Below are 10150 nucleotides of genomic sequence, written 5' to 3' on the forward strand. Positions count from 1 at the left end.
GGGACGCGAGCCGCTCGCGCCGGTCGGCCCCGCGCGTCGCGGGGCGACCCCGTCACCCGGCATGATGTCGGCATGTCCTCCACCGACGAGCGCGTCAGCCCGGCTTCCCGCACCCTGGTCATCGGCGAGGCGCTGATCGACATCGTCGAGCGCGACGGGAGCGCCACGGAGCACGTCGGCGGCTCCCCGGCCAACGTCGCCCTCACGCTCGCCCGACTCGGGCGGCCCGCGACCCTCGTCACCGACATCGCCGACGACGAGCGCGGCCGCCGCATCCGCGCCCACCTCGAGGCCTCCGGCGTGGAGGTCCGGCACGGCGACTCGGAGCGCACCAGCACCGCTCGGGCGGTCCTCGCCGCGGACGGGTCGGCCCGCTACGTCTTCGACCTCTCTTGGAACCCGCCGGCGGCGGACCCGGAGGGCGCCTCCCACGTCCACACCGGTTCCATCGCGATCTTCCTCGAGCCGGGCGGATCCGCCGTGCTCGAGCTCCTCGAGGCTCTGCCCGCCGGAGTGACGGCGAGCGTCGACGCGAACATCCGCCAGGCTCTGGTCGGCGCACACGCCGAGGCGCTCGCGCGCTTCGAGCGGATCGCCGCCGCGTGCGAGGTCGTGAAGCTCAGCGATGAGGACGCGGAGTGGCTCTACCCGACGATGCAGCTCGACGAGGTCCTCAGCCGGCTGCTCTCCCTCGGGTCGCAGCTCGCGGTCGTCACACGCGGCGCGGAGGGACTTCTGCTGGCCTCGGCCGTCACGCGGGTGACCGTGCCCGCCGCCCGGATCGTGGTGGCGGACACGATCGGCGCCGGCGACTCCGCGATGGGCGCGATCCTCGACGAGGCGTTCCGCCAGGGCCTCGGCGCCGCGAACGGGATGCTGCTCGACGGCCCCGCCCTGCACGCGATCGGCCACCACGCCGCGCACGTCGCCGGCATCACGACCTCCCGCTCCGGCGCGAACCCGCCCACCCGCGACGAGCTCTGAGGACCGGGGGCGGACCTTCTGCAGGACGCCCCTGGTGCTCGCATCGGGACGCGGAGATACTGGGCGCACCTCGAAGGGAAAGGCGTGCCGTGCCCACTTCACTGAGCCCCTACATCGGCTTCGACGGCTCCGCGCAGGAGGCGATGGAGTTCTACCGGGACGTCCTCGGCGGCGAGCTCAGCTCCAGCCGCTTCGGCGACTTCGGGATGAGCGCGGATCCGGCCGACCAGGACCGGATCATGCACGCCCAGCTCGTCACGCCGAGCGGGATGATCCTGATGGGCTTCGACTCCCCCTCCTCGAGCCCGGCCGAGAGCGGCGCCCGCATCACGATCGCGCTCTTCGGCGACGACGACGCCGAGCTGAGCGGCTACTGGGACGGCCTGGCCGAGGGCGGCACGGTCGTCGAGCCGCTGGTCGCCTCGCCCTGGGGCGACCGCTTCGGGATGCTGGTCGACCGCTACGGCGTCGGCTGGATGGTGAACATCGCCGCTCCGCCGGCCTGACGCTCCTCCCCAGCGCGGGATCGGGGCACGCCTCCCCCGGGTGCGTCCACCCGTCCCGCCGGGCGCCGCGGCAGGCGCAGAATGGAGGGGCCGCTCCCGCTCCGGGAGCCGTCCCACCTCTCACGAAGGCTGCAGATGACGATCACGCTCGGGTACAAGGCATCGGCGGAGCAGTTCGGCGCCCGGGAGCTCGTCGAGCTCGCGGTCGGCGCCGAGCGGCACGGCTTCGAGACCGCGGTCGTCTCGGACCACTTCCAGCCGTGGCGGCACACGGGCGGGCACGCGCCGTTCTCCCTCGCCTGGCTCGCCGCGGCCGGTGAGCGCACCTCCACCATCACCCTCGGCACCTCCGTCATGACCCCGCACTACCGCTACAACCCCGCCGTCATCGCCCAGGCGTTCGGCACGCTCGGCGTGCTCTACCCCGAGCGGATCATGCTCGGCGTCGGCACCGGCGAGGCGCTGAACGAGGTCGCCACCGGCTATCAGGGCGCGGGCGAGCAGACCTGGCCCGACTTCAAGGAGCGCTTCGCCCGCCTGCGCGAGGCCGTGCGGCTGATGCGCGCGCTGTGGGCGGGCGACCGCGTCACCTTCGACGGCGAGTACTACTCCACGCACGAGGCGTCGATCTACGACAAGCCCGAGAGCGGCGTGCCGGTCTACATCGCGGCGGGCGGCCCCGTCGTCGCCAAGTACGCCGGCCGGGCGGGCGACGGCTTCATTTGCACGTCGGGCAAGGGCATGGAGCTCTACACCGAGAAGCTGCTCCCCGCCGTCGAGGCGGGCGCCGCGGCGGCCGATCGCGACTCCTCGACCATCGACCGCATGATCGAGATCAAGCTCTCCTACGATCCCGATCCGGCGCTCGCGCTCGAGAACACGCGCTTCTGGGCGCCGCTCTCGCTGTCGCCCGAGCAGAAGCACTCGCTGACCGATCCGGTCGACATGGAGCGCGCCGCCGACGAGCTGCCGATCGAGCAGGTCGCGAAGCGCTGGATCGTCGGCTCCGACCCCGAGGAGACGGTCGCGCAGATCAAGCCCTACGTCGACGCGGGCTTCACCCACCTGGTCTTCCACGCCCCGGGCGACGACCAGCAGCGCTTCTTCGACGCCTTCGAGCGCGACCTCGCGCCGCGGCTGCGCGCGCTCTGACCTCCCGCCTCCGCCACGACCCCCTTCGGAAGGGCCGCTCCCGCATGACCACGGCCACCCTGCTCGCCCGGCTCGACCGCGGCGAGGCGTTGACGCGCGTGACCGCCGAGGAGCTCCTCGGCGCGCGCGGCGACGACCTCGACCTGCTGCTGGAGGCCGCCGGCCGCCTGCGCGACGACGGACTCGCCCGCCGCGGACGGCCCGGCGTCGTCACCTACTCGCGGAAGGTCTTCGTCCCGCTGACCAAGCTCTGCCGCGACCGGTGCCACTACTGCGTCTTCGTGGAGACACCGGGCGGGCTCGCGGCCAAGCGCGAGTCGACCTTCATGGAGCCGGAGGAGATCCTCGAGGTCGCCCGCGCCGGTGCCGCGCTGGGCTGCAAGGAGGCCCTGTTCACGCTCGGCGACCGCCCGGAGGACCGGTGGCCGGTCGCCCGCGCCTGGCTGGCCGAGCACGGCTACGCCTCGACGCTCGAGTACGTGCGCGCGATGGCCGTCCTGGTCATGAGCGAGACGGGCATGGTCACGCACCTGAACCCCGGCGTGATGTCGTGGGCCGAGCTGCAGCGGCTCCGCCCGGTCGCGCCCTCGATGGGCATGATGCTCGAGACGACCGCCGAGCGCCTCTGGTCCGAGAAGGGCGGCGTGCACTACGGCTCCCCGGACAAGGACCCGGCGTTGCGCCTGCGCGTGCTCGAGGACGCGGGACGCAGCCGCATCCCCTTCACCACCGGCGTGCTGCTGGGCATCGGCGAGAACGCGGCGGAGCGGGCGGACGCCCTCTTCGCGATCCGCGAGTCCCACGAGCGGTGGGGCCATGTGCAGGAGTGCATCGTCCAGAACTTCCGCGCGAAGCCGCGGACGGCCATGCAGAACGAGGTCGACCTCGAGCTGCAGGAGTACGTGGCCAACGTCGCGGTCGCGCGCCTCGTGCTGGGCGCCGAGGCGACGATCCAAGCGCCGCCGAACCTCACCGACGAGCAGGAGCTCGGGCTGCTGCTGCGCGCCGGGGTCGACGACTGGGGCGGTGTCAGCCCGCTCACGGCGGATCACGTGAATCCGGAGCGCCCCTGGCCGAACATCGACGACCTCGCGCGGCTCACCGCGGCGGCCGGCTACCGGCTGCACGAGCGGCTGACCGCCCACCCGCAGTACCTCCGCGACTCGGCCACCTGGATCGATCCGCGCGTCGCTCCCTACGTCGAGGCACTCGCCGACCGCGGGACCTGGCTCGCCGACGAGGCGGCGGCGGTCCTCCCCCGGCCCTACCGCGACTCGCTCGACCCCCTGCCCCGACCGGTCGCGCCCGCCCTCGGCGCCGTGCTCGCCCGGGCGGAGACGGACCCCGCCGGTCTCGAGGACGCCGACTACCTCGCCCTGCTCGCAGCCGACGGCGACGACCTCGACGCCCTCTCCGCTCTGGCGGACGACCTGCGGCACGACGCCGCCGGCGACGAGGTCTCGGTCGTCGTGAACCGCAACATCGACACCTCGCTCTGGGGAGTCGGCGATCTGACCGTCGAGCGGCTGGAGGAGCTCGCCGACGAGGCGGTCGCGCTCGGCGCCACCGAGCTCTGCCTCCAGGGCGCGATCGGACCGGAGCACCCGGGCGACGATCTGCTGCTGATCGTCCGCACGCTGAAGCAGCGGCAGCCCTCGCTGCACCTGCACGCCTACCGGCCCGGCGAGATCCTCGAGGTCGCCCGGCGTACGGGCCGAACCCTGCCCGAGATGCTCGACGCTCTGCGCGAGGCCGGCGTGGACTCCGTCCCGGGGACCGCCGCCCGCATCCTCGACGACGACGTCCGCGCCGTCCTGAGCGAGGGGACGGACCCGACCGTGGCCGAGTGGCGGGAGGCGATCACGGCCGCGCACCGCAGCGGCCTCCGCTCCACCTCGACCATGGTCTACGGACACGTCGAGACCCCCGAGCAGCAGCTCGCGCACCTGCGCACGCTCGCGGCGATACAGGACGAGACGGGCGGCTTCACCGAGTTCATCGCGATGCCCTTCGTCCCGGCGGAGGCGCCTCCTTCCGTGGTGCGCGCGAGCCGGGGCGGGCCGACCCTCCGCGAGACCCGCGCCGTGCACGCCGTCGCACGGCTCATCCTCCACGGCCGGATCGCCCACGTGCAGACCGCCTGGACCAAGCTCGGACTGCATGCGGCGCAGGTCCTCCTCCGCGGCGGGGCGGACGACCTCGGCGGCCTGCTGCTCGACGGGGCCCTGCGGCCCGAGGCCGGAGCGGAGGCCTACCGCTCGCTCGACATCGCGACCGTCGCCCGGCTGAGCGGCGAGATCGGCCGCGGCTGGCGCCAGCGCACCACGACGTACGGCGTGGTCGCGCCGGAGAGGGCGCTGCGGGCGGAGCCCGTCGCAGCGGCGGGTCCTCAGCGGATGCGCCTCCCGGTCCGCGGGACCCGCCGGGCGTCATGACCCGCTCCGAGTACCTGCGGCGCCAGGCCGAGCTGGTCCGGGAGGAGCGGATCGAGTCGGACAGCGCCACCGTGCGGCTGCTGACCGCGGGCGCCGGGAGCCCGCGCGCGGTCCTGCTGCTGACCGGCGTCGGCCGGGGCGCGCGGAGCGACACCGGGCTGCTGCTGCCGATGCTGGCGCGGCGCCACCGCGTCGCCGCGCTCGAGCTCGCCGATCTCGGCGACCCCTGGCTCGACGGACCCGCCGCGGTCCGCGCCTCCCTGGACGCGCTCGGCGCCGAGGAGGCCGTCCTGATCGGCCACTCGCTCGGAGCCGCCGTGGCCCTCGCCGCGGGCGATCGGCGGGTGCGCGCCCTCGCCCTCGTGGCCGGATGGCTGCGCCCGACGGAGCGCCTCCTCCGCACGGCGCGCCTCTGGCCGATGCTGCCGCCCGACGCGCAGGAGGAGGCCGCTCGGCTCCTCGCCGTCCGCTCGGCCACCACCTCCTCCCCGTGGGGCGCCGACGCCGCCAGGATGCTCGCCGCCTCCGCCCGGGCCGACGTCGCTGCGGCCGCTATGGACTGCCGGGTTCCCGCCCTCGTGGTCGGCTGCTCCGCCGATGCCGTCGCAGGAGTCGAGGGCGCCGAGGCCCTGCTCGGCGCGATCGACGACGCCCGCTACGCCGTCCTCGACGCCGGTCACGCGGTGCTCGCCGAGCGGCCCGCCGAGCTCCTCGCCGTCCTCGAGCACTTCCTCGCCGATCCGCACCGCGACCCGGCGGGCAGCGTCCTGGCGAGGACGACGGTCTGATGGACGTCGACGTCGTCGTGATCGGCGCCGGGTTCGCCGGCCTCGGAGCCGCGGTCCGCCTGGAGCGCAGCGGCGGGACCTCGTTCGTCGTGCTGGAGCGCGCCGAGCGGATCGGCGGGACCTGGCGGGACAACGTCTACCCCGGGGTCTCCTGCGACATCCCCTCGCACCTCTACTCCTACTCCTTCGCCCCCGAGGCCGACTGGTCGGCGTTCTACGCCCCCGGGGCCGAGATCCAGGCCTACCTCGAGCGCGTCGTCGAGAAGGAGGGCCTGGCGCCCCGGCTCCGGCTGGGGACCGAGGTGCTCGAGGCGGTCTTCGACGAGGAGGCGCACCGCTGGCGGGTGCGCACCTCCCGGGGCGACTACTCTGCCGCGGTCCTCCTCGTCTGCGCGGGGCGCCTCTCCGAGCCACGCCTCCCGGCCGTACCGGGCCTGGATTCGTTCGCGGGTCCTGCCTTCCACTCCGCCCGCTGGCGGGACGACGTCGATCTCGACGGGAAGCGCGTCGGCATCGTCGGCTCGGGAGCCTCCGCCGTGCAGATCGTGCCGCACCTCGCCGAGCGCGCCGCCGAGGTGGTGCTCTTCCAGCGCTCGGCCCCGTACGTCGTCCCCCGCCGGAACCGCCCGTACCCGCCGGAGGAGCGCCGAACCCTCTCCCGCGCGCCCGGGGCCCTGGCGAGGCTCCGCGAGGAGCTGTTCTGGCGCGCCGAGCTCGGCTTCGCCGGCCGCGTCGCCGTGCCCGAGGCCATCGACCGGCTGCGGGCGGAGGCGCTCGGCCACCTCGAGGCGCAGATCATCGATCCCGCGCTCCGCGCCGTGCTGACTCCGGACTACGAGATCGGCTGCAAGCGCGTGCTCCTCTCGGACGACTACTACCCCGCTCTCGCGCAGCCGCACGTCCGCGTCGTCCCCGGTCCGCTCCGGCGCGTCGAGGAGGGCGCCGCGCTCGGCGACGACGGCGTCCCGCACGGGGTCGACGTGCTCGTCGTCGCGACCGGCTTCCACTCCACGCGGCCGCCCTTCGCCCGGCGCATCCGCGGCCGCGGCGGCGTCCTCCTCGCTGACCGCTGGGCCGACGGCATGGTCGCGTACGAGTCGACCGCGGTCCACGGGTTCCCGAGCCTCTTCGTCGTCAACGGCCCCAACGCGAGCCTCGGCCACAACTCCGCGGTGCACATGATCGAGACGCAGATCGACTACGTGCTCGGCGCGCTCGACCACCTCGCGGTCTCCGGCGCCGACCGGCTCGAGGTCACCGCCGAGGCCGAGGCCGCCTCCGTCGCCCGCCTCGACGCCCTCAGCGCCGACACCGTCTGGACCAACGGCGGCTGCGAGAGCTGGTACCTGGACGACAACCGGCGACTCACCCTGCTCTGGCCCGACTTCGCCTTCGCCTTCCGCGAGGAGCTCGGCCGGTTCGACCCCTCGGCCTACACGACCTGACCGCGGCTCGCTATCGTGACCGCATGACCGACCGCGTGCTCTCTCCCGAACCGCCCGCCGACGGTGCGAAGCCGAAGGGACCGGCCTCGTACTTCCCGAGCATCGAGAAGACCTACGACCGTCCCGTCCAGGACTGGCTGGACCTCGCCGACGAGCGTCTGCGCTCCGAGCCGCACATGCAGGTCGTCACCTGGCTGAAGACCGAGCACGGCCTGGGCCACGGCCACGCCAACGCGATCGTCGCCTACGTCCGGGCCGCCCGCGCCTGACCGGTCCGCCCGTCGTCCGCACAGGCTAGGCCCGCCGGCCTCCCCGGACCACCCGTCGTCGGCGCCCGCGCCGTCCGGGGATAATCGGGGCATGCGCGAAGACGACGATGTCGATCTGGTGATCGACGCGTGGGCCGGGGCCCTGCCCGACCTCGATTTCGCGCCTCTGGACGTCGTCTCCCGCCTCCGCCGCCTCAGCCCGCGCGTGCAGGAGGTTCGGCGGCAGTCCTTCGCCGTCAGCGATCTCGCCCCGTGGGAGTTCGAGCTCCTCTCGCTGCTGCGGCAGCGCGGGGAGGGCGGGATGACGCCCTCGGCCCTGGCCACGCACCTCGCGCTGTCCAGCGGCAACCTCGCCAGCCGCGTCGACCGCCTCGGGGCCCGCGGGCTCGTGGTCCGCGAGCAGAACGCCGCCGACTCGCGCAGCAAGATCGTCTCGCTCACCCCGCGGGGCACGAAGCGGGTCGACGAGGCGATGCGCAATCTCGTCGCCGCCGAGGGCGAGGTGCTCGCCGACCTGGACGCCGCGCAGGTGTCGGTCCTCATCGAGTGCCTGCGGCGGATCAGCGACACCCTCGACCGACTGCAATGAGGCGCTACGCCCGACGAGCCTGAGAGGTCAAGCCCGTTCGGAGAGACGGGCACCGGACGTAGCGTGAAGCGTGCACGGTCGAGGCGTCAGCCACCCGTGCGGATGATCGCGAAAGCGGAGAGCACCATGACACAGATTTCTTCTATCCAACCCGCGCGATGGAGCCGGAACGGAGTCAGGATCGTCGTCGTCCCCGGGGCGGAGCTGCCCCGGTTCCGACTCGAGATCGACGCCCGACTGACCACCGCGCCCTCCCTCGTCCCCACCGGACCCTTCTCGACCGTCGAGGAGGCCGAGCGGGCCGCCGAGGTCGCCGCCGGCCTGCTGGGGGCGAAGATCCCGGCCTGAGTGCACACCCGCCGAGACGGCCGGATCAGCCCGCGAGCTCCGCGAGCGATCCGGTCGGGACCGCGATCCACCCCTCGGCCTCCGCCGCCTCCTGCAGTTCGGGAGGCACCGGCAGGGTCGCGCCCAGGGCGTGGGCGCGGGCGTTGAGAGCGGCGACGACGGCGTCGAACGCGTCGTCGGAGCGGCTCATCAGCGCGAGCGCGGGCGCCGGCGCATCGAGCCAGGGTGCGGCCCGTCGCAGCGACTCCGCGGCGAGCGCCACGGCCTCCGGTCGCGTCTTGTACCCCGTGGTGTCCACTCCCCAGAGCCGCAGCGCCGCCGCCGGGTACGCCTCGACGAGCCGTCCGCGCCCGGAGCGGTCGACGTCCTCCCCGCTCGCGGCGAAGGCGTCGAGCAGCTCCGCGCAGCGCATCGCGGTCATCCCGAGCCGGTCGGTCGAGACGCTGAGCGGCCAGCGGCCGGTGACCTCGCGCGCCACCCGGTCCGTCTCGCGGTACGCGAGGCGGCGGCGCCAGTCGCGTCCCGCGAGCGTCCGCGGCGAGACCTCCCGTCGCGTGTGCGCGGAGACGAACGCCGCGAACTCCACCGGCCAGCCGAACGCGCAGTCGATCCCGATGACCGCCGCGTCCCGTGACGCATCGACGATCGTCGCGTCCTCGGCGCCGAGTACGAGCGAGCGGACGACGGCCCGGCCGCCGGAGAACTCGAGGGCGGCGAGAGCGGTGCGCACCGGCTCCGCAGCGAGGTCGACACCGATCGTGAGCACGGGGACAGGGTAGGCGCTCTGGCGCTACGCTCGAGCGATGACGCCGCCCGCTCCCTCCTCCCGGGCGGAGTCGGCCCGCGTGCCGGTCGCGCTCCTCCGCCTCCTCGTGGCCGCCGCCGTTCTGGTGGCCGTGATCGCGACGGCCGTCGACACCGCCTCTCGGACGCCGCTGAACCCGTTCAACTTCTTCGGCTTCTTCACCATCCAGAGCAACATCGTGCTGGCCGTCGTGCTCGGAGCCACCGCCGTGCTCGCGCTCCGCCGCCGTCCCGCGCCCGGCGGGCTCCTACTGGTGCGGGGTGCCTTCACCGGGTACATCATCGTCGTCGGCCTCGTGTACAACACCCTCCTCACCGATGTGGCGGGCGGAGTGGCGCTGCCGTGGGCCAACACCGTCATGCACGTGCTGTTCCCCGTCTACGGACTGCTCGACTGGCTGCTGCTCGCGGATCGCCCTCCGCTGCCGTGGCGCAGGCTCTGGCTGGTCGTGGTCTACCCGATCGTCTGGCTCGTCGTGGTGCTGATCCGCGGAGCGACGGACGGCTGGGTGCCCTATCCGTTCCTGGATCCCGCGACCGGGTACGGGCAGGTGTCGGTGTTCGTCGTCGGGATCGCGGTCGCGTTCCTCGCGTCGGGGGCGCTGGTCTGGGCGATGAGCCGGCTGCGGATCGTGCCGGTGGCGGGCGGCTGAGAGGACGCTCGCCTTCCAGACGGTTCCGCCCGCCGGACGACCGGATCCGCTGCCGTCGCGCACATCCGGCCCGTTCTGGGGTCACCCGTTCGGGGTCATCCGGGGCGCCGCTCCCCTAGCGTCAGCACCGACGGCTCCCCCACCGTCCTCCCCCTCGAGAACGGTCCCCCATGAGCC

At 73.9% G+C, this 10150-nt stretch carries 11 protein-coding genes; 10 read left to right on the forward strand and 1 reads right to left on the reverse strand.

Features of this window, described 5'->3' with window-relative positions:
* Positions 1 to 72 precede the first annotated feature (72 nt).
* The 9 genes from C5C36_RS12240 to C5C36_RS12280 all read left to right on the forward strand — a co-directional run bounded on the left by C5C36_RS12240 (position 73) and on the right by C5C36_RS12280 (position 8516).
* The gene (locus tag C5C36_RS12240; protein ID WP_104309814.1) at positions 73 to 984 is read left to right on the forward strand and encodes a carbohydrate kinase; all 912 of its coding nucleotides are present in this window, start codon (positions 73 to 75) and stop codon (positions 982 to 984) included.
* A gap of 89 nt (positions 985 to 1073) precedes the next feature.
* Positions 1074 to 1490 carry a VOC family protein gene (locus C5C36_RS12245; protein ID WP_104309815.1) on the forward strand — a complete coding sequence of 139 codons (417 nt, stop codon included), beginning with the start codon at positions 1074 to 1076 and terminating at the stop codon, positions 1488 to 1490.
* A gap of 135 nt (positions 1491 to 1625) precedes the next feature.
* Positions 1626 to 2642, forward strand: coding sequence for a glucose-6-phosphate dehydrogenase (coenzyme-F420) (gene fgd / locus C5C36_RS12250; protein ID WP_181074566.1), 1017 nt, complete (start codon positions 1626 to 1628; stop codon positions 2640 to 2642).
* 44 nt (positions 2643 to 2686) lie between these two features.
* Complete coding sequence (cofG, locus tag C5C36_RS12255; protein WP_104263184.1) at positions 2687 to 5077, forward strand: 7,8-didemethyl-8-hydroxy-5-deazariboflavin synthase CofG; 2391 nt, start codon at positions 2687 to 2689, stop codon at positions 5075 to 5077.
* Positions 5074 to 5865 (forward strand): alpha/beta fold hydrolase, encoded by a 792-nt coding sequence (locus C5C36_RS12260; protein WP_104263183.1) that lies wholly within the window; start codon positions 5074 to 5076, stop codon positions 5863 to 5865. The genes cofG and C5C36_RS12260 overlap by 4 nt, the downstream gene beginning before the upstream one ends.
* Positions 5865 to 7310 (forward strand): NAD(P)/FAD-dependent oxidoreductase, encoded by a 1446-nt coding sequence (locus C5C36_RS12265; protein WP_104263182.1) that lies wholly within the window; start codon positions 5865 to 5867, stop codon positions 7308 to 7310. The genes C5C36_RS12260 and C5C36_RS12265 overlap by 1 nt, the downstream gene beginning before the upstream one ends.
* Before the next feature lie 23 nt (positions 7311 to 7333).
* The gene (locus tag C5C36_RS12270; protein WP_104226459.1) at positions 7334 to 7579 is read left to right on the forward strand and encodes a DUF4287 domain-containing protein; all 246 of its coding nucleotides are present in this window, start codon (positions 7334 to 7336) and stop codon (positions 7577 to 7579) included.
* A gap of 91 nt (positions 7580 to 7670) precedes the next feature.
* Complete coding sequence (locus C5C36_RS12275; RefSeq protein WP_104225059.1) at positions 7671 to 8168, forward strand: MarR family winged helix-turn-helix transcriptional regulator; 498 nt, start codon at positions 7671 to 7673, stop codon at positions 8166 to 8168.
* Positions 8169 to 8294: 126 nt separating this feature from the next.
* Positions 8295 to 8516, forward strand: coding sequence for a hypothetical protein (locus C5C36_RS12280; RefSeq protein ID WP_146076606.1), 222 nt, complete (start codon positions 8295 to 8297; stop codon positions 8514 to 8516).
* A gap of 25 nt (positions 8517 to 8541) precedes the next feature.
* On the opposite strand, the gene C5C36_RS12285 is transcribed toward C5C36_RS12280, so the two are convergent.
* Complete coding sequence (locus C5C36_RS12285) at positions 8542 to 9282, reverse strand: DUF429 domain-containing protein (protein ID WP_104263181.1); 741 nt, start codon at positions 9280 to 9282, stop codon at positions 8542 to 8544.
* Between the two features lie 37 nt (positions 9283 to 9319).
* Here C5C36_RS12285 and C5C36_RS12290 point away from each other — a divergent pair, with 37 nt between their 5' ends.
* On the forward strand, positions 9320 to 9973 hold the full coding sequence (locus C5C36_RS12290; protein WP_104249443.1) for a Pr6Pr family membrane protein: 654 nt from the start codon (positions 9320 to 9322) through the stop codon (positions 9971 to 9973).
* Positions 9974 to 10150: the final 177 nt, after the last annotated feature.

The organism is Rathayibacter sp. AY1G1, from assembly GCF_002932095.1.
In the GTDB taxonomy this organism is placed as follows: Bacteria; Actinomycetota; Actinomycetes; order Actinomycetales; family Microbacteriaceae; genus Rathayibacter.

Coding starts and splice junctions, on each gene's coding strand:
- C5C36_RS12240 (WP_104309814.1), top strand. CDS start 73: ATGTCCTCCACCGACGAGCGCGTCAGCCCGGCTTCCCGCACCCTGGTC.
- fgd (WP_181074566.1), top strand. CDS start 1,626: ATGACGATCACGCTCGGGTACAAGGCATCGGCGGAGCAGTTCGGCGCC.
- cofG (WP_104263184.1), top strand. CDS start 2,687: ATGACCACGGCCACCCTGCTCGCCCGGCTCGACCGCGGCGAGGCGTTG.
- C5C36_RS12260 (WP_104263183.1), top strand. CDS start 5,074: ATGACCCGCTCCGAGTACCTGCGGCGCCAGGCCGAGCTGGTCCGGGAG.
- C5C36_RS12265 (WP_104263182.1), top strand. CDS start 5,865: ATGGACGTCGACGTCGTCGTGATCGGCGCCGGGTTCGCCGGCCTCGGA.
- C5C36_RS12270 (WP_104226459.1), top strand. CDS start 7,334: ATGACCGACCGCGTGCTCTCTCCCGAACCGCCCGCCGACGGTGCGAAG.
- C5C36_RS12275 (WP_104225059.1), top strand. CDS start 7,671: ATGCGCGAAGACGACGATGTCGATCTGGTGATCGACGCGTGGGCCGGG.
- C5C36_RS12280 (WP_146076606.1), top strand. CDS start 8,295: ATGACACAGATTTCTTCTATCCAACCCGCGCGATGGAGCCGGAACGGA.
- C5C36_RS12290 (WP_104249443.1), top strand. CDS start 9,320: ATGACGCCGCCCGCTCCCTCCTCCCGGGCGGAGTCGGCCCGCGTGCCG.